At 65.0% G+C, this 17510-nt stretch carries 17 protein-coding genes; 5 read left to right on the top strand and 12 right to left on the bottom strand.

Annotated features, from left to right (window positions below; genetic code table 11):
• Nucleotides 1-56 precede the first annotated feature (56 nt).
• Nucleotides 57-455: an META domain-containing protein gene (locus tag N2605_RS02250; protein ID WP_036014293.1), complete on the bottom strand. Its 399-nt coding sequence runs from the start codon at nt 453-455 to the stop codon at nt 57-59.
• A gap of 387 nt (nt 456-842) precedes the next feature.
• Between N2605_RS02250 and N2605_RS02245 the strand changes: the two genes are divergently transcribed.
• On the top strand, nt 843-2594 hold the full coding sequence (locus tag N2605_RS02245; protein ID WP_225186172.1) for an ABC transporter ATP-binding protein/permease: 1752 nt from the start codon (nt 843-845) through the stop codon (nt 2592-2594).
• Between the two features lie 141 nt (nt 2595-2735).
• On the opposite strand, the gene N2605_RS02240 is transcribed toward N2605_RS02245, so the two are convergent.
• From N2605_RS02240 to N2605_RS02225, 4 genes are all read right to left on the bottom strand, one after another.
• Nucleotides 2736-3749, bottom strand: coding sequence for a TorF family putative porin (locus tag N2605_RS02240; protein WP_036027050.1), 1014 nt, complete (start codon nt 3747-3749; stop codon nt 2736-2738).
• 437 nt (nt 3750-4186) lie between these two features.
• Complete coding sequence (locus N2605_RS02235) at nt 4187-4558, bottom strand: histone (RefSeq protein WP_225113355.1); 372 nt, start codon at nt 4556-4558, stop codon at nt 4187-4189.
• Between the two features lie 85 nt (nt 4559-4643).
• Nucleotides 4644-5966 (bottom strand): glycolate oxidase subunit GlcF, encoded by a 1323-nt coding sequence (gene glcF / locus N2605_RS02230; RefSeq protein WP_225186171.1) that lies wholly within the window; start codon nt 5964-5966, stop codon nt 4644-4646.
• A complete protein-coding gene (locus tag N2605_RS02225) occupies nt 5966-7207 on the bottom strand; it encodes an FAD-binding protein (RefSeq protein WP_225186170.1) in 1242 nt (413 codons plus the stop codon). Before N2605_RS02225 ends, glcF begins: the two co-directional genes overlap by 1 nt.
• Nucleotides 7208-7356: 149 nt before the next feature.
• On the opposite strand from N2605_RS02225, the gene N2605_RS02220 reads away from it, so the two are divergent.
• On the top strand, nt 7357-7692 hold the full coding sequence (locus N2605_RS02220; protein WP_225151899.1) for a putative quinol monooxygenase: 336 nt from the start codon (nt 7357-7359) through the stop codon (nt 7690-7692).
• Between the two features lie 78 nt (nt 7693-7770).
• Here the strand turns inward: N2605_RS02220 and N2605_RS02215 are convergent, their stop codons facing one another.
• The 5 genes from N2605_RS02215 to N2605_RS02195 form a co-directional block, all read right to left on the bottom strand.
• Nucleotides 7771-8577 (bottom strand): SDR family NAD(P)-dependent oxidoreductase, encoded by an 807-nt coding sequence (locus N2605_RS02215; protein ID WP_260345692.1) that lies wholly within the window; start codon nt 8575-8577, stop codon nt 7771-7773.
• Nucleotides 8578-8670: 93 nt separating this feature from the next.
• On the bottom strand, nt 8671-9084 hold the full coding sequence (locus N2605_RS02210; RefSeq protein WP_225151903.1) for a DUF1850 domain-containing protein: 414 nt from the start codon (nt 9082-9084) through the stop codon (nt 8671-8673).
• Nucleotides 9045-11165 (bottom strand): TRAP transporter permease, encoded by a 2121-nt coding sequence (locus N2605_RS02205; protein ID WP_260345690.1) that lies wholly within the window; start codon nt 11163-11165, stop codon nt 9045-9047. The genes N2605_RS02210 and N2605_RS02205 overlap by 40 nt, the downstream gene beginning before the upstream one ends.
• Nucleotides 11166-11327: 162 nt before the next feature.
• The gene (locus N2605_RS02200; RefSeq protein ID WP_225172157.1) at nt 11328-12275 is read right to left on the bottom strand and encodes a TAXI family TRAP transporter solute-binding subunit; all 948 of its coding nucleotides are present in this window, start codon (nt 12273-12275) and stop codon (nt 11328-11330) included.
• 344 nt (nt 12276-12619) lie between these two features.
• A complete protein-coding gene (locus N2605_RS02195; protein WP_225172156.1) occupies nt 12620-13099 on the bottom strand; it encodes a hypothetical protein in 480 nt (159 codons plus the stop codon).
• A gap of 193 nt (nt 13100-13292) precedes the next feature.
• On the opposite strand from N2605_RS02195, the gene N2605_RS02190 reads away from it, so the two are divergent.
• The gene (locus N2605_RS02190) at nt 13293-13598 is read left to right on the top strand and encodes a hypothetical protein (protein ID WP_036014324.1); all 306 of its coding nucleotides are present in this window, start codon (nt 13293-13295) and stop codon (nt 13596-13598) included.
• A 202-nt stretch (nt 13599-13800) separates the two neighbouring features.
• On the opposite strand, the gene N2605_RS02185 is transcribed toward N2605_RS02190, so the two are convergent.
• A complete protein-coding gene (locus N2605_RS02185) occupies nt 13801-15018 on the bottom strand; it encodes a hypothetical protein (protein WP_225147328.1) in 1218 nt (405 codons plus the stop codon).
• A 56-nt stretch (nt 15019-15074) separates the two neighbouring features.
• Complete coding sequence (locus N2605_RS02180) at nt 15075-15701, bottom strand: NUDIX hydrolase (protein WP_225172155.1); 627 nt, start codon at nt 15699-15701, stop codon at nt 15075-15077.
• Between the two features lie 70 nt (nt 15702-15771).
• Here N2605_RS02180 and N2605_RS02175 point away from each other — a divergent pair, with 70 nt between their 5' ends.
• The gene (locus tag N2605_RS02175) at nt 15772-16197 is read left to right on the top strand and encodes a PaaI family thioesterase (RefSeq protein ID WP_036014328.1); all 426 of its coding nucleotides are present in this window, start codon (nt 15772-15774) and stop codon (nt 16195-16197) included.
• Between the two features lie 297 nt (nt 16198-16494).
• Nucleotides 16495-17505 carry an aldo/keto reductase gene (locus tag N2605_RS02170; RefSeq protein WP_036027041.1) on the top strand — a complete coding sequence of 337 codons (1011 nt, stop codon included), beginning with the start codon at nt 16495-16497 and terminating at the stop codon, nt 17503-17505.
• The last annotated feature ends 5 nt before the right edge of the window (nt 17506-17510 follow it).

The following is a 17510-nucleotide window of genomic DNA, read 5'->3' as shown; positions in this document are numbered from 1 at the left end:
GAATCGATAGGCTGCGGCGTACTGGATTCCCCGCCTTCGCGGGGAATGACAGAGGCCTAATTCCCCGTCGTCCTGAAGCGCAGCGGCTTCGGGCCGATCAGCGTCAGCACGTCGCCCTGGCGCTTCCAGGTCTCGACGCTGCCGAGGGCTGCGACGAGCTCGTCGTCGGCCTGCGCTCTCGCCGGCGGACAGTTGCGGTTCTGGATCTGGCCGGGCACGAAGATCACGGTGTTGCCGGCGACCGAGAACTGGCCCTTGCCGCCCTTGCACCAGAGCTCCAGCACGACCTCGCCATTGTCGCCGATCTCGATGTTGGGAATCCGCTTCGAGCCTGCCTGCGGCAACGCCTCCAGCGTCATCTCGGTGCCGAACGGAAACCCCTCCTGAGCACGCGCGAGTGTGGACATCGCGAACATTGCAACCGCCGCACACACCAATCGCTGGAACGAAACCATGAGACCTCTCGACCGACCTGACTTGCCGCACCTTCTATGAGACGGCGGGGGCGTTGAGAAGGTTCGCGCATGGTCGATGCAGGCGCACCGGCATGGCGAAGCCCGGGGCGCCTTCGAAGACCACGCCGAACGAGAAAGCGATCGGCAGCCAGTTGCAGCCGCGGCGCGAAGTTCTCGCGCATCCGGCGGTTCCCGTCCGCTCACAAGGTCGCGAAATCCCGGAGCACCCTGCCCCGCACCGGCGGGCACCATGCTAGGGTTGCTGGCTGCGACAATCCAACGCAAATTGCAGAACTTGCGACTTTCGTCTAAGCGCGCCCATTTCCGCCATCGCCTCAGCTATTTGGCTCTGGGCATCGTGCACATCCCCTGAGGAGATCCAGCTCTGTGAACAACATCCGCGCCACGCTCGCGATCGTCTGGCGAATCGCCATCCCTTATTTCCGATCAGAGGACAAATGGGCCGGCCGCGGCCTGCTCGGGGCGGTGATCGTGATCGAACTGCTGCTGGTCGCCATCGATGTGCTCGTGAACCAATGGTACAGCCGCTTCTACAACTATCTCCAGGAGCGCGACTGGAACGGCTTCGTCTGGGAGCTGGGCGTCTTCACATTGCTCGCGAGCGCCAGCGTCGCGCTTTCCGTCTACCAGCTCTATCTCAATCAGTGGCTCCAGATTCGCTGGCGGCAATGGCTGACGCGTCACTATCTGGCCGAATGGCTGAATAGCGCGACCCACTATCGGATGCAGCTCAAGGGCGATGCGGCCGACAACCCGGACCAACGCATCACCGACGACGTCCGGAGTTTCGTCGAGCAGACTCTCAATATCGGCATCGGACTGCTCTCCTCGATCGTCACGCTGCTCTCGTTCGTGGTCATTCTGTGGGGGCTGTCGAACGCGGCACCGCTGCATATCTCGGGCCTCGACTTTCCCATTCCCGGCTATTTGGTGTGGGCGGCGCTCGTCTACGCGATCTTCGGCACCGCGCTGACGCACTGGATCGGTTCGCCTCTGGTCAATCTCAATTTCGAGCAGCAGCGCTACGAGGCCGACTTCCGCTTCAACCTCGTCCGCGTGCGCGAGAACTCCGAACAGATCGCACTGCTCAAGGGCGAAGGGGCCGAACGCGAACGACTGCTACTCCGCTACGGCTATGTCGTCGGCAATTGGTACGCGATCATGAGCCGGACCAAGCGTCTGACTGCCTTCACGGCGAGCTATTCCCAAGCCGCCGTAATCTTTCCCTTCATCCTCACCGCGCCTGCCTACTTTGCCGGTAAGATTCAACTTGGAGGGATGGTGCAGACCGGCTCCGCCTTCGGCAGCGTGCAGAAGGCCCTGTCCTTCTTCGTGAGCGCCTACCGATCCCTGGCCGAATGGCGTGCGGTGGTTGCCCGTCTCGATGGCTTCGAGATGTCGGTCGCCTCGGCGGTCAATCTGCCGGCGCATGAGCCTGCCATCGCGCTGGAAGTCGCCGGCCGCCATATCGACCTCGAGCAGCTCTGCGTGAACCTGCCCAACGGCACGCCGCTGGTGGCCGCCAAGGCCTTCACCATTCAGGCCTCGGAGCGCGTGCTGGTGACCGGACCGTCCGGCTCCGGCAAGTCCACGCTGTTCCGGGCCATCGCCGGCATCTGGCCGTTCGGCACCGGCACGGTTGTGGTCCCGGAAAAGGCAAAGCTGATGATGCTGCCGCAGCGGCCCTATTTCTCGGTCGGTGTGTTGCGCGATGCCGTGGTCTATCCGGCAGCGCCGGGCGCGTTCGACGCCGTGCAGGTCCGCGAGGCCCTGATCGCGGTCGGGCTGCCCGATCTCGCCGAGCGGCTGGACGAGGACGGCCACTGGAACAGGATGCTCTCGCTCGGCGAGCAGCAACGTCTCGGGCTAGCGCGCGCGCTGCTGCATGCGCCGGACTATCTGTTCCTGGACGAAGCCACCGCCTCGCTCGACGAGCCGTCGGAAGCCCGGCTCTACCGGCTGCTGGCGGAGAGACTGCCGCAGGCCACCATCGTCTCGATCGGCCACCGCTCGACGCTCGATGCCTTCCACACCCGCAAGGTGGCGCTGGTGAAGGACGGTGCGATCCACGTCGTCGGCGGCGAGCGGACTGCGGCGGAGCCGAGCGCCGCGCGCTGAGGCGAGCGCTGGGTAGCCGCTGATCATCAAGTTCGAGTCGTCACTCCATACACGCGTCAAGCCCGGCCATGACGGCGTGGAGAAAAGCAAAAGGGCGGCAGGTTGCCCTGCCGCCCTCGCGAAGTCGTTTCGGAAAGAAGCTTACTTCAGATTGCTCATCGCCGTCAGGTCGAAAGAGAGCTTGGCCACGCCGGCCGCGCTGCACCAGTTGGAGCCGAAGCCGCCCGGGTTGATGGGGGTGAAGCTTCCGGTGAACTTCGCGGTGTGATCGCTGGTCAAGGCGTTGCAGTCGCCCTTGTTCAGGTCGGTGTCGTGATAACGCAGATCGAGCGTGAACACCTTGTAGGTGAAGCCGACGCCGACGTTCCAGGTGTTATAGCTCGGCTCCTTGATGCCGTTCGCATAAACCGGATCGCCCGCGATGCCGTAGAAGATGTCGGAAGTGCCGAACCACTGCCGGCCGAACTCACCCGACACGTACATGCCGACGCCGCTGGCACCGAAGATTGTGCTCGGGGCGGTCCACTTGGCCGTGATCGAGGCGTAATTGCCCCAGGCGCCGAGGTTCAGGAAGTTCGGCGAGTAGTACTCGTTGAAGCCGACCGTCCACTGGTCGTTGATGACGACGTTCAGCTTGGCGTAGGCTTCGAAGAAGCTGGCGTCCTTCTTGGCGAAGTTGCCGTTGATCGGAAGGCCGATTGCCCCCTGCGAGTAATCGATGTCGCCGCCACAATTGCCCTGAGCCAATGTGTACTGCGAGCCGAAGCATTGTCCGCCCGGATAGAGGTAGCCCCAGAGACCGAAGTCGAAGGCGAACATGCCGAAGGTCGGGCGGATACCGCCGTAGAAGTCGACTTCCGCCGCAGCGCGGTTCGGGAAGGAGATGCTCGAGGCGGACGTACCGACGTAGAGCTGCAAGTCCTTGGTGACGTTGTAGCGAGGCTCGAAATAGGCCGTGACGGCCGGCTTATGGTTCGACTGGGTGATGCCGCGGAAGACGTAATCGCTCATGATGCCGCCGCCGAAGGCGATATCCCAAGGATCGAACGCCGGGGGCGGCGGGGCTTTCAATGCCTTCACGCGCAGATCTGCCGCGAACGCCGAACCCGTCGTCACCATTGCCAGCGCCGTTGCCAACAAAGCCACTTTTTTCATTTCGATCCCCATCTACCCGTTCTTACTTAGCAGTCGCCCCCGGAAGCCCCCCGGGGCATGCGGCCTACCTGCAAAATTGCGTCACTGCGGCAATTTGGATCGATGGACAGGAACCGTGAAGCAAAAAGCACGGGCATCTGCCGACTTTTTAGGCGTTTTGACGAATTCACGAAAGGTTGTCAGGCTGTGTGGCTTCTCGATCACATTATTTGCATTCCAAGGTGCAGTGCAGACCCGTGTAAACCCGGGGATCGCCAGGCGGCGTGACACCTTCGCTACGAATCAGGGTGGGCCCGGAGCGCCTTTGCCAGGGCGGCTTTCCACGATGCAAAAAGGCCGCAGCACCGGGGTGCCGCGGCCTTCTCGTTACAATCCCAAGTAACAATCCCAAGTAACAATCCCGAGTGACAGTCCGAAGGCGCTGAGAGACCGCCTTCCTACCCCTGCCCCTCGGCCGGCGCCGCTTCCGCAGAAGACGAAGGCATCGCCCAGCTTGTCTCGGCGGGCGCGGGGGTCTCCGCCGGTGCCGACGGCTTCGGAGCAGGCGCTGCCTTCGCCTTCTTCGGTGCCGCCTTCTTCGCGGCCTTCTTCGGAGCAGCCTTCTTGGCCGCCGACTTCTTTGCGGTCGTCTTGGCAGCCTTCTTCGGGGCGGCCTTCTTGGCAGATTTCTTGGCAGATTTCTTGGCAGACTTCTTGGCGGTCTTCTTGGCCGCCTTCTTCTTCGTCGCCTTCTTCGCGGACTTCTTCGCCGCTACGGCCTTCTTGGCCTTTTTGGCCTTCTTGCTTTTCTTCTTCTTCGCTTTCGCCATCGTGGTCCTCCTGTTGCCGCCGAACAATGCTTGATCGGGCGTCTTCAGTCGTCACCTCGGGAGGACAGTTCGGGCTCCTGAAAGCTCAAACCTGCGCGTTCAGTGCCGGCCGCGCCCCGCCCGTCGCCCAATCGAGAAGCTCAATCGTGTGTACGACCGGAACTGACGTGCCACTGGCAATCTGCACCATGCAGCCGATATTGCCCGCGGCAATCATGTCCGGCTTGACGCTCGCGATGTTGGCGACCTTGCGATCACGCAACCGACCCGCAAGCTCGGGCTGGAGAATGTTGTAGGTCCCCGCCGAACCGCAACACAAATGGCTCTCGGGCACATCTTTCACCACGAATCCATTCTTGGAAAGCAATTCTTTCGGAAGGCCTGTGATTTTCTGTCCATGCTGCAACGAACACGCGGAGTGATAGGCGACGACGATGTCGTCCGCTCGCGCCGCGGTCGCAAGCTCGAGGCCGGCGACGTATTCGGTGATGTCCTTGGCAAGCGCCGAGACCCTCGCAGCATCGGCCGCGAACGCTGTGTCCTCGCGCAGGAGATAGCCGTAATCCTTGATTACCGTGCCGCAGCCGGAGGTCGTCACCAGGATGGCATCGAGCCCCTCGCCGACCATTTCCTTCCGCCACGCCGCGACGTTGGCGCGAGCCCGCGCCAGCGCATCCTGGTCGTTGCCGAGGTGATGGGTCAGCGCGCCACAGCATTGCTCGTCCTTGACAAGGACGACCTCGATGCCGTGGCGGGTCAGGAGACTTATGGCGGCCTGGTTGATGCGCGGCGCCAGCACCTGCTGGGCGCAGCCCTGGAGCAGTGCCACACGGCCGCGCTTCTTGCCCAGCGCCGCGAACACGCTGCCGGCGGCGGGCCCTGCGGGCGGCAGCCGGTCCGGCGCCAGCGCCAGCATCGCCTTGATGCGCTGGATCAAGCCCGGCGTCGCCGCAGGCCGGGGTGTCGGCAGCAAGACGCCGAGCGGACGGGCGAGCCGCGCCAGCCACATACTGACGCGAAAGCGCTGCGGGTCCGGCAGGACGAAGGCCAGCACCTGGCGCAGCAGCCGCTCGGTCAGCGGCCGCCGATAGCGCTGCTCGATTTGCACCCGGGCCTGATCGACCAGGTGCATGTAGTTCACGCCCGAGGGGCAGGTCGTCATGCAGGCAAGGCACGACAGGCAACGGTCGATATGCTTGACCACGTCGGCGGTCGGCGCCTGGTCCTTCTCCAGCATCTCCTTGATCAGATAGATGCGGCCGCGCGGGCTATCGAGCTCGTCGCCGAGCAGCACATAGGTCGGGCAGGTTGCGGTGCAGAAGCCGCAATGGACGCAGGCGCGCAGGATCTTGTCGGCTTCCGCGATATCGGGGTCGGCGAGCTGCGCGAGTGAGAATTCGGTCTTCATCAGCCAGCGCTCCGCGTGAGCCGCCCCCGGTTGAGAATGATCTTCGGATCGAAGCTGGCGCGCACCCGGTCGCTCAGCGCGGCAACCCCCGGCGCCTGCGGATGGAACACGTCGACCTCGCGCCTGACATCATCAGTCGCCCGGATCAGCGTGGCATGCCCGCCGGCCGCGTTCGCGCGCGCACGCACGGCCGGGGCATGCGCGTCCGGCTTCGGCGGAAGCGCCGCCCAGATCAGCCCGCCGCCCCAATCGTAGATCACATCGCCGCCCGTCTCGCGCGCCAGCTGCGAGCCCAGCGCGGCGCCCGAGGCCGGCGGGCAGACGATCCGCCAGACCGGCCAGGCGCCGAGCGCGCCGCTCGCCGCGAACGGCAGCACGTCGCGGATCGCGCTCCACAACGCCGCGGATGCCACGTCCTCGATCAGCGTCGCGGTTCCAAACGGCGCCAGCAATTGGCGCAGCGAGCCGGCGCGGTGCGCAGCGGACGCGGTGATGCCCTCGAGCCGCAGCACGGTCAGCGCCTCGGCCTCGCCTTGGCCCGCAATGTCGCCCAGCCCCTCGGTCCCGGCCCGGAGTGCGGATTTCGGCAGATGCGCGGCGGCGGAGACGTCGAAGGGCGAGCCCAGCGCCGCAGTCATGGCCTTGTTGGCAGCGGCATCATCTAACCCGCGCAGCAACAGCGTCCGCTCGGCCTCGGGCTTGGGCATCACCTTGAGCGTGACCTCGGTCATCACCGACAGCGTGCCCCAGGACCCCGCCAGCAGCTTGCAGAGATCGTAGCCGGTGACGTTCTTCACCACCTTGCCTCCGGTCTTGAAGCTGTCGCCGAAGCCCGAGACGGCATGCGCGCCGAGCAGGTGGTCGCGCGCCCCGCCCGCCCGGATCCGCCGCGGCCCGGCGAGCCCGGCCGCGATCATGCCGCCGATGGTGCCTGTTGCCGGCGTGCCGAGCAGCGGGGCGGTGTTTACAGGCTCGAAGGCGAATTGCTGATTCTTGGCGTCGATCAGCGCCAGCACGTCGGCCAGCGGCGCGCCGGCCTGGAGCGTGATGATGAGCTCGTTCGGCTCGTAGGCGGTGACGGCATTGAGCGCGGAGACGTCGAGCACGGCGTTGGTCGCCATGGCGTGGCCGATGCCGCGCTTGCCGCCATGGCCGATGATCTCGAGCGGCTGCTCGCTCGCGATCGCCGCGCGCACCACCTCTTCGACGTCTTTGGCGTCTCTGACCTTGAGCGTATCCACGGGAAAAGGCGGTAGCGAAAATCGCGCAGGAAATCAATTCGACCCGCGACGGAACGCTGGGCCGCGGCGACATTCGCACTACGATCTTCATCGAACCATTGCCGCCCAGAGCCGCGCTATCGAATGGAGCATTCTCAAGGAGCTCCATCATGACCGAACAGGCAATGAATCAAGAGGCCGGCCACCCGGCCATCGGCGGCGGACTTCTCGTCGTGGCGCAATGGGAAGCAAAGGCCGAAGAGGCCGACCGCATTGCCGAAATCCTGCGCGGCTTCCTCCCTCAGGCGCAGCGCGAGCCAGGCGTCAAGCTGTTCCTGATCTCGCGCGCCAAGGACAATCCGGCCCAGTTCCTGTTCTACGAGTTGTTCCGCGACGAAGACGCCTTTAGGGCGCACCAGGAGAGCGCGCATTTCAAGAGCTACATCGCGGAACAGGCGCTGCCGCTGCTGACCAGGCGCGAACGCGCGCAATACGCCCTGCTGTGAATGATCTGCTTCCTCCTTGCGAGCCAGGGCGATCGCCTATGACTCGCAGCGGCGGGCTGCGTGCAAGCTGGGGCTGGATCAAGCCCCGGCCTTGCACGTGATCCCGCCGTCGACAACGAGCTCGATGCCCGTCACGTATCTCGACTCGTCCGAGGCCAGGAACAGCGCTGCGTTGGCGACGTCGAATGCATCGCCCATATGGCCCATCGGCACCTGGGCGTCGCGCGCGCGCCACATCGCCTCGACATCGCCCTTGGCGTAGCTGGCGGCGAGGCCGGCGGAGTGCTCGACCATCGGCGTCTTCATCAGGCCGGGCAGGATCGCGTTGACCCGGACGTGATGGCGCGCGAACTCGATCGCTGTGGTGCGCGTCATCTGGTTCATCGCCGCTTTCGAGGCGCCGTAGGTAACGTAGGAGATGCCCATGTGGCGGATCGAGGCGATCGAGGAGATGTTGATGATCGAGCCGCCGCCCTGCTTCACCATAACAGGGATCACGTGCTTCATGGCGAGATAGGCGCTCTTGAGGTTGACGCTGAAGACGCGGTCCCAGCTTTCTTCGCTCACCTCGACGACACTGCCCATCTCGGCGATGCCGACATTGTTGTCGAGCACGTCGATGCGGCCATAGGCCTTGAGGCACGCCGCGACCATCGCCTCGATCTCGCCGGCGCGCGACACGTCGGCCGTGAACGCCGTCGCCTTGCCGCCCTCGCCGCTGATGATCTTCGCGGTCTCCTCGGCCGCGGCACCGTTGCGATCGACGCAGAACACCTGCGCGCCCTCGCGCGCAAAGGTCACCGCGGTCGCCTTGCCGTTACCCCAGCCTGGACCGATCGAGCCGGCCCCCACCACCATCGCAACCTTGCCCTTGAGCCGATCCATCGCGTGTCTCCCGTGTTGTTGTTCTTGTAGCCCGGATGGAGCGCAGCGCAATCCGGGGCAGTGGTCCCGGATTACGCTTCCGCTCCATCCGGGCTACGGTTCTTTGCAGACGCTCAACGTGGTGACGTTAGCACCAATGGGATGCCCGACAATCTCCGACAATGTCCAGCACGTCCCGTCATGGCACAGCCGCCATTCTCCGGCCGCGCCGGAATTGCCGAGCACCAATTCCGGCATCGGCGCACGCTGCGGCCGCCATTGAAACCAGCCGTCGACCAGCCGCGCCTCGGCCGGCGGCTCCATGCCGGGGCCGGTGCCCTTGACGCGGGCTTGCACCAGCTCGAGGCCTGATGGCGTGAGGCGCCAGTCTTCCTGCCATTCGACCTTCGCGATCGAATGCGTCCAGACAAGCGTGAACGCGGACAGCGTCAGCGCTTTCACGCCGCCCGCTGTCGCAAGACAGAGGCTCACACCGCCTCGACCGGCGCCGGCGGACGCTGCCGCCATTGCCACAACACAAGCGCGGCGGCGAGCACGAAGCCCGCAGTATCGCTGAAGGGGAATTCGCCGAGCAGGCAGAACGCGGCGCCGAGCGCGACCAGGCGCTCGATCAGCGTCAGCCGCGTGAACAGGAAGCCGATCGCGGCCATGCCGAACAGGCCGATCGCCACCAGCGCCTTCAAGCTCGCCAGCGCCACCGCGCCGTAGAAGCCGAGCTTGGCCGCCATGGGATCGCCGGCCTGCAGCATCAAGGCCGGCGAATAGACGAAGATGAAGGGAATGACGTAGCCGGCGAGCGCGATGCGCATCGCCTCCCAGCCGATCTTGTCCGGGTTCTCCTTGGCGATTGGCGCGGCCGCAAGCGCGGCGAGCGCCACCGGCGGCGAGAGGTCGGCCATGATGCCGTAATAGAATGCGAACATGTGGCTCGCGATCAAGGGCACGCCGAGCTTGGCCAGCGCGGGAGCTGCGAGCGCGGCAGTGATGATGTAGGTCGGGATGGTCGGGATGCCGGTGCCGAGCAGGATCGACAGCAGCATGGTCATGACCAGCGCCAGGAACAGGCTCTTCTCGCCGAGTCCGATCACCCAGCCGCCGAAGATGGTGCCGACGCCGGTCTGCGACATCATGCCGATGATGACGCCGACGATCGCGCAGGCCATGCCGACGGTGATGGCGGATTTCGCGCTCTCGGCCAGCGCATCGCGGCAGGCCCGCAACGCCGCAAAGCCGCCGCGCACGATCGCCGTGATCACAATCAGGCCGACCACGACGGTCGCGACCGGCACGATCTGGAGGCCGTCGCGCGACAATGCCGCGACGACGAGCGCGAGCCCGACCCAGAAGATGGTGCGGATCACGTTCGAGGAGGCGCCCGTCGTGATGGCGGTGCCGAGGATCAGCGTCACCGTGAGCGCAAGGCCCATGCTGCCGGCATAGAGCGGCGTAAAACCCTCGAACAGCATGTAGACCAGAGCCGCGAGCGGCAGCACGAGGTACCAGCGCGTCACCAGCGCCTTCCAGGCGCTCGGGATCTCCGAGCGCTTCATGCCGACCAGGCCGTGCTTGCCGGCTTCCAAATGCACCATCCAGAACGCGGAGGCGAAATAGAGGATCGCGGGGATCGCGGCGGCCTTGACGATCTCCGAATATTGCACGCCGAGCGTCTCGGCCATGATGAAGGCGACCGCCCCCATCACCGGCGGCATGATCTGGCCGCCCATCGAGGCCGTCGCCTCGACGCCGGCCGCGAAGGCGCGGCGGTAGCCGAACCTGATCATCAAGGGAATCGTGAACTGGCCGACGGTGACGACGTTGGCGACGCCCGAGCCGGAGATGGTCCCCATCATGCCCGAGGCGAACACCGCGACCTTGGCAGGTCCACCGCGGGTGCGGCCGAACAGGCCGAGCGAGACGTCGGTGAACAGCTGGATCATGCCGGCGCGCTCCAGGAACGAGCCGAACAGGATGAACAGGAAGATGTAGGTCGCGGAGACGTAGACCGGCACGCCGTAAAAGCCTTCGGTGCCGAACGACAAATGCGTGACGATCTGGTCGAAATCATAGCCGCGATGGTTGAGCGGCGACGGCAGGTACTGACCGAAGAACCAATAGACGAGACACGCACCGCACATCAGCGGCAGCGCCGCGCCCATCAGCCGCCGCGTGCCCTCGAAGATCAGCACCGCGAGCAGGGTGCCGACGGCGAGATCGAGCCTGGTCGGATCGCCATCGCGCGCGATCAGGTCGGCATAGAAGATCCATTGGTAGAGACCGCAGTAGAAGCCGGCGGCGCCGATCGCCCAGCCCAGCGCACGGCCGAAATTGCTCTTCGCGGTGAAGTTGGCGATCAGGCCGAAGGTCAGCAGCAGCAGGAATCCGACATGGACGCCGCGCACCACCTGGCTCGGCAGATAGTTGAAGGCGGCGACGTAGAGCTGGAAGATCGCGAACGCGATGCCGATCCAGTAGGCGAGCCGGCCCCACCAGCCCGGGCCGAAGCCTTCTGGGAAGCCATGCTCGAAATTGTCGAACTCGACCTTGACCTTGTCGGGCGCGATCTCAGTCCCCTCTGCCTTTTCCAGCATCTCAGCCCATCCCCAATCGTCGAGCGCTTGTAGCATTGGCACGGTATGTCCCGAGCCGTCATGCCCGGGCTTGTCCCGGGCATCCACGAAACTTCCATGCACAGCCGCAGAACGTGGATGGCCGGGACAAGCCCGGCCATGACGTCCGACGACAGGAGCTGATTACTTGATCAGCCCCTTTTCCTTGTAATAGCGGATCGCGCCGGGGTGCAGCGGGACCGGGCTGCCGGTGGCGGCGGTCTCGAGCTTGATCTCCTTGCCGGCCGCGTGCGCAGTGACGAGTTCGGGCAGCGATTCATAGACCAGCTTGGTCATCTGGTAGGCGAGATCGTCCGAGACGGCGGAGCTCGTGACCAGATAATTGATCACGGCCGCAGTCGGCACGTCCTTGTCCTGGCCGGTATAGGTGTTGGCCGGAATGGTCGCAGAGACGAACGGCGGGCCGATCTTGTCGACGGTCTCCTTCGGCACCGACACCACCGTGATCGGGCTCGAGGTCGAAAGGTCCTTCAGCGAGGCGACGCCGAGCCCGGCCGATTGCAGCGTGGCGTTGAGCTGCCGGTTCTTCATGAGATCGACGGATTCGGCAAAGGGCAGATATTCGACCTTGCCGAGCTCCTTGTAGCTCATGCCAGCAGCGGCCAGGATCGCGCGGGAGTTCAGCTCCGTGCCCGATTTCGGCGCACCGACCGACAGGCTCTTGCCCTTGAGGTCGGCGAGCGTCTTGATGCCGCTGTCCGCGGTCGCGACGATCTGGATGTAGTTCGGGTAGATCGCGCCGATGGTGCGCAGCTTGTCGAGCTTGGTCTTGAAGCCCGCCTCCTCCTCGCCCTCCCAGGCGGCTTTCAGCGAGTCGCCCAGCGTGAACGCCAGCTCGCCGCGGCCCTGCTGCAGCAGGATCAGGTTCTCGACCGACGCCTTGGTGGCCTGCACCTGCGTCTTCACGTTCGGAATCTTTTCGCCGTAGATCTTTCCGATCGCGACCCCGAGCGGATAGTAAACGCCGGAGGTGCCGCCGGTCAGCACGTTGATGAAGGATTGCGCCTGGGCGCAAGGTGCCGACGCCGCCAGAGCCAGAGCCGCGGCCGCGCCGAAAATCGTCCGTTTCATGGTTGTTGTTCTCCCCAAACCGGCGGCGAAATTGGCCGGATGAGGGATGCGGGTCAACCCATCCAAAAGGCAAAACAGGACTGCGGCAAAGGGCCGTTCCCGCTGGGTTTTTGGGAACCGGACGGTGCGGCGAGGTGGCGCAGCGGGACTGGAGTCGCGTTAGGTTCGAGTCGGAGCGGCTTGCTCGGTCACCTCTCCCGCTTGCGGGAGAGGTCGCGCCGAAGGCGCGGGTGAGGGTTTTCTCCTCTAGGAGATTGTCCCGATGCGGAGACACCTCTCCCCAGCCCTCCCCCGTAGGCGGGGCAGGGAGCGCACCGTCTACGCAGTGGCTATCGAGCGATCGCTCACTGGAACGTCATGTCCAGGCATTTGGAGATGTCGGAGCCGAGGCCGGAGGAGATGGTGATGCAGCCGCGCACCTTCTGCGCGCCGACGTCGGCGGCCCAGACCGAATAGCCGCCGGGGCCGAAGAACGAATTGGTGTTCGGCGGCTCGGTCTCGGTGGCGTCGAAATCGTACTTGCCGTCGGTCTCGAAAATGCGCGGTTTCTTGGTGCAGCCGCCGTCGGTCTGGACGTTGATGACTTCCTTGTTGTCGCGGGTCAGCGCCAGGGAGACCTGGCAGCGGAAATATTCCGAGGTCCTGGTGTTGAAGAGATAGGTGTAGGACTTGCAGGTCGCCGTGTTCAGCTTGCCCGGGGCAAGGCCGCGGCTGCACGAAATCCGCTGGTTGTGGCTGAGCCGGTAGTCATCGGCTTGGGCGGCCGGCCCCAGCGCCGTGAGCAACAGCGCGGCAGCCGAGCAGGCTTTGACGACAAGGTTCATTCGAATCATCCCCACCAATATTTTTGTCGAGTTGCGTTCTAAACGGAAAGCGGAACATAGTCGCGAGGGGACGGAGGGAAAATCACAAACTGCTGGGCAAGACGTGATGCGCTGCGGCGCTATCGCAAGTTGACCGGGACGCATCGTTCGTGATTTGTTCAATCATGGAATGTCCCGATCTTGGGAGGATGGGATGACGGCATTTTCAATCAAGACATTTGCACTCGCAGCCGCGCTCGGCGCATTGGTAGCGCCCGCATTGGCGCAAACCGCAGCGACGCCCTGGGAGCTGAAGACCGACACCGGCTACGCCTACGACAGGGAGGGCAAGACCTATTCCTACAAGATGGGCACCAGCAACGCCGGCGAGCTCTTGAAGGGCGCCAAGAAGGTACCCAAGGGCACACTGTTCTTCATCGGCCAGAACGGCCAGCTCTACATGCGCACCGGCCCGTATCTGGAGGGTGACGGCAAGTTCAAGTTCGGGCCGGATCAGTAGAAGCTGCGATCACGGTGCGCTCCCTCGCCCCGTTCTTACAGGGCCGCGACGAGCTTCGCTCGCGCTGAGAGGGTTGGGGTGAGGGGCCTCTCTCCACGCATGAGATCGTCGAGGGACCTGTACCCCCTCACCCGGATTGCATCTGACGATGCAATCCGACCTCTCCCCGCAAGCGGGGAGAGGTGAAGAAAGCGCCAGCGTCCTAGAACGCCCCTGCCAATTCCCTTGCGCCGGGTTTGCCGCTGTTCACGTCCATGCGCTCGTCGGTCACGGCCAGCAGCTTCGCCACCGTGTTGTGGCGGATCGCGACTGGGTTGCGCTCATAGCCGCCGCGCTGGAAGAAATTCGAGGTCGGCACCCGCTCGCGCATCGCTTGCGGCATCGTCACCATGTCGAGGCCGGTGCCGTCGCCGGTGAGGTTCATCATCTCGAGCTCGGCCGCCGACAGCGGGCGCGAGTGTCCCTTGGCGCGGGCGAAATGCACCGAAGTCAGCAGCTTGTGGGTCTGCAGCATCGGTCCGATGTCAACGTCGAGCACCATCGCATGCATGGCCCAGCCCTGCGGGGTGGCGCCCATCTTCTCGTGCTCCGACCAGGTATCGGGCACCGACTTCGCGTGCGCCACCATCTTCTTCAGGACAGTGAGCTTGTGCTCGAGCGCATGCCGCGCCGGTCCAGATGTGCGCGTCACCTTCTCGGACAGCGCGCGGATCAGTTCATGGCCCTGCTCGGCGAGCAGCTCGACGCTGTTGGTGGTGAGCAGCTGGTTGTAGCCCATCGCGGTCGAGATCGCGCGCTTGCCGCCATGCTCGATGCCCGCCTGCACGTCGTAACTGCCGGTGCCGCCGGTCTCGAACGAATAGACCCGCACCGCCTGCTCGCGCGTCAGGCCATGGGCCAGAGCGTAGCGCGCATAGGCGCGCTTGAACTCGAGCTCGCTAGACGGGCGTTGCGGCGTGAACTGGTAGAGTTCCTGCGCCGCACGCAGGAAATCGGCGACCACGGGGATCGGTCTTCTCGCGGGGCGATCCGGCGTTTCCTCCGGCTCCGGATTCACCGGCTTCTTCGGCCCGGTATAGAGCGGCGGATGCTCCAGCACGTAGTCATCGAGCGTGATCTGCTGCCCATTGCGCCGCTTGGCGTTGCGGGCCTTCCGCTTCTCCGAGATCTGGCTCCAATAGGCGCCGGCCTCGGCATCGAAGGCGGCGCGCGCGGCCTGATATTCCGCGAGCTTGCGGCGATATTCGAGCACGGCCGGCGAAGCCCCCGCGCCTTGCGCGAAAAACTGCGACAGCAGCTGGGCGTTGGCATTGCGAACGGCGGGCGACAGCGCGTCGGCCTCGGCGCCGCGCGCCGCAGGCGAGATCAGGACGAGCGCGAGCGGAACCAGCGCCAATTTATTTCGAATCGAATGATGCATGCTGCCTTCTTAGCAGGCATCCGGTAACCGTCGCGTTAACGCGCCGTTTACCATCGTCACGTCCAGGCGAATACCGGCTGTTCCAGGTCGGTGACGCGGGTGTGCCGCCCCGCCAGCACCTCGCGGAACTGGTAGATCAGCGCCGCGGTCGGGGCATGGATCAGGCTCATCTGGTGATGGAAGCGGATCACGCGGCGGCTGCTCTCGGGGATCTCAGTGAAATCGAAGGCATCGTCGCGCTCGATCGTGGCCAGCGCGATGCGATGAACGGAGGCGACCTCATCCGGGTTCGGGCGGATCGCAGCACTGTCGGCCGCCCAGACCACGACCGGCGTGATCAGATAGCCCGAGCGCGTCGGATAATCGTCGAGCAGGCCGAGCACCGCATCGGCTGACAGCGCGAGTGCGAGCTCTTCGTCGAGCTCGCGCAGCGCCGCCTCGACCGGCGTCTCGCCGGCATCGCAGCGTCCGCCGGGCAGCGCCCATTGGCCGCGATGGGCGCGCAGGTGCGGGGCGCGCCTGGTGAGCAGGAAGGCGGTGTCGCCACCGTCGTCGGATTCGGTCAGCGCCAGCACGACCGCGGCGCGCTTCAGCGCCGACGGCTCGGCTGTGACGGGCAGCCGCGCGAAGGCCGCGCAGGCCTCTGCGATATTCCGTCTGGTGGCATCGTCGAACGTTCTCATGATGCTTGACTACACCAGGACTGCATCTGATGAAACGAGGAGACATCGCGTTGCAAGGACGAACGACGACATGACCAGCAAGGCCGCCGCAAGGTTGAAATCAGAGGGCTGGAGCATCCTGGAGACCACGGGCTTCCTGCATCTGATCGGCCCGTTGTGGGAGCGCAAGGTCGACGGCCATTACGAGTTCGCGCTCGCGACCGAGGACAAGCACCACAACCGCCGCGGCATGGTCCAGGGCGGCGTGATGATGACGTTCGCCGATCGCACCTGCGGCATGACGGCCCGTTACGTCTCCGGCAAGGAGTACTTGGCGACGGTGCAGCTCGACACCCATTTCGTCGAGGCCGGCCAGATCGGCGACACCCTGATCTCCCGCCCGCGCGTGGTGCGCTCGACCCGCAGCCTGATCTTCATGAGCACCGAGGTGACCGTGGACGACCGCTGCATCGTGATGGCGAACGGCGTGTTCAAGATCTTGAAGGGGCCGGGGTAGCGGGCGATCAGGCCGGCGCTGCTGCGCGCCACACCCGCAGCCGTCATTCCCCGCGAAGGCGGGGAATCCAGTACGTCGCGGCCCCTCGATCGATCACGACTGTCTCGGCGTACTGGATCGCCCGCCTTCGCGGGCGATGACACTGAATGTGAGGCGCAAACGTGCCCCACCGTCATTGCGAGCGCAGCGGAGCAATCCAGCATCCCTCCGCGGACACATCTCTGGATTGCTTCGCTGCGCTCGCAATGACGGACTTTGCTGGCTATGCTGCCGTCCACCAACATCGAGGACTCGCCCATGCAATACCGCCAGCTCGGCCGCAGCGGCCTCAAGGTCTCGCCGATTTGCCTGGGCACCATGATGTTCGGCGGGCCGACCGATGAGGCCACGTCGAAGCGGATCATCGACAAGGCACGCGATTCCGGGATCAATTTCATCGACACAGCGGACGCTTATTCCAAAGGCGCCTCCGAGGAGGTCGTCGGCCGCGCCATCGCGCGCAATCGTGGTGCCTGGGTGCTTGCCACAAAGCTCGCAAACCCCATGGGGGACGATCCCAATCGCGGCGGGCTGTCGCGGCGCTGGGTGTTGCAGGCGGCGGACGAGAGCTTGATGCGGCTCGGCACCGATCACATCGACATCTACTATCTGCACAAGGAAGACCATGCCACGCCGTTGGAGGAGACGGTGCGCGCCATGAGCGACCTGATCCACGCCGGCAAGGTGCGCTATTTCGGCGTCTCCAACTACCGCGCCTGGCGCGTCGCCGAGATCTGCAACATCTGCGACCGGCTCGGCATCGACCGGCCCGCGGTGAGCCAGCCTTATTACAACGCCATGAACCGCATGCCGGAGGTCGAGCACTTTCCGGCCTGCGCCTATTACGGTCTCGGCATCGTGCCCTACAGCCCGCTTGCTCGCGGCGTGCTCACCGGCAAGTACAGGGTGGATGCAGCGCCCGACAAGGAGACGCGCGCGGGGCGCAACGACACCCGCATGATGCAGACCGAATGGCGGCCGGAATCGCTCCAGCTTGCGCAGGAGATCAAGGCTCACGCCGAGACGAAAGGCATCACCGCCGGCCAGTTCGCGGTCGGCTGGGTGCTCAACTCCGCCTTCGTCTCGTCGGTGATCGCCGGTCCCCGCACCGAGGAGCAATGGGACGGCTACATCAGCGCGCTCGATTATCGTTTCACCGCGGAGGACGAGGCGCTGATCGACCGCCTGGTGACGCCAGGCCATCCCTCGACGCCAGGCTACAATGATCCGGCCTATCCGATCGAAGGCCGCCGCGCGCGGACGGCGTGAGGGGG

This window comes from Bradyrhizobium yuanmingense, from assembly GCF_025200905.1.
GTDB classification, from domain to species: Bacteria; Pseudomonadota; Alphaproteobacteria; order Rhizobiales; family Xanthobacteraceae; genus Bradyrhizobium; species Bradyrhizobium yuanmingense.
Note: the sequence above shows the minus strand (reverse complement) of the source record. Positions and strands in the feature narration are given on the sequence as shown.

Bases quoted from the DNA above. Each gene is read 5' to 3' on its own strand.
- N2605_RS02250 (WP_036014293.1), bottom strand. From the start codon at position 455: ATGGTTTCGTTCCAGCGATTGGTGTGTGCGGCGGTTGCAATGTTCGCG.
- N2605_RS02240 (WP_036027050.1), bottom strand. From the start codon at position 3,749: ATGAAAAAAGTGGCTTTGTTGGCAACGGCGCTGGCAATGGTGACGACG.
- N2605_RS02235 (WP_225113355.1), bottom strand. From the start codon at position 4,558: ATGGCGAAAGCGAAGAAGAAGAAAAGCAAGAAGGCCAAAAAGGCCAAG.
- glcF (WP_225186171.1), bottom strand. From the start codon at position 5,966: ATGAAGACCGAATTCTCACTCGCGCAGCTCGCCGACCCCGATATCGCG.
- N2605_RS02220 (WP_225151899.1), top strand. From the start codon at position 7,357: ATGACCGAACAGGCAATGAATCAAGAGGCCGGCCACCCGGCCATCGGC.
- N2605_RS02215 (WP_260345692.1), bottom strand. From the start codon at position 8,577: ATGGATCGGCTCAAGGGCAAGGTTGCGATGGTGGTGGGGGCCGGCTCG.
- N2605_RS02210 (WP_225151903.1), bottom strand. From the start codon at position 9,084: ATGGCGGCAGCGTCCGCCGGCGCCGGTCGAGGCGGTGTGAGCCTCTGT.
- N2605_RS02205 (WP_260345690.1), bottom strand. From the start codon at position 11,165: ATGCTGGAAAAGGCAGAGGGGACTGAGATCGCGCCCGACAAGGTCAAG.
- N2605_RS02200 (WP_225172157.1), bottom strand. From the start codon at position 12,275: ATGAAACGGACGATTTTCGGCGCGGCCGCGGCTCTGGCTCTGGCGGCG.
- N2605_RS02195 (WP_225172156.1), bottom strand. From the start codon at position 13,099: ATGAACCTTGTCGTCAAAGCCTGCTCGGCTGCCGCGCTGTTGCTCACG.
- N2605_RS02190 (WP_036014324.1), top strand. From the start codon at position 13,293: ATGACGGCATTTTCAATCAAGACATTTGCACTCGCAGCCGCGCTCGGC.
- N2605_RS02185 (WP_225147328.1), bottom strand. From the start codon at position 15,018: ATGCATCATTCGATTCGAAATAAATTGGCGCTGGTTCCGCTCGCGCTC.
- N2605_RS02180 (WP_225172155.1), bottom strand. From the start codon at position 15,701: ATGAGAACGTTCGACGATGCCACCAGACGGAATATCGCAGAGGCCTGC.
- N2605_RS02175 (WP_036014328.1), top strand. From the start codon at position 15,772: ATGACCAGCAAGGCCGCCGCAAGGTTGAAATCAGAGGGCTGGAGCATC.
- N2605_RS02170 (WP_036027041.1), top strand. From the start codon at position 16,495: ATGCAATACCGCCAGCTCGGCCGCAGCGGCCTCAAGGTCTCGCCGATT.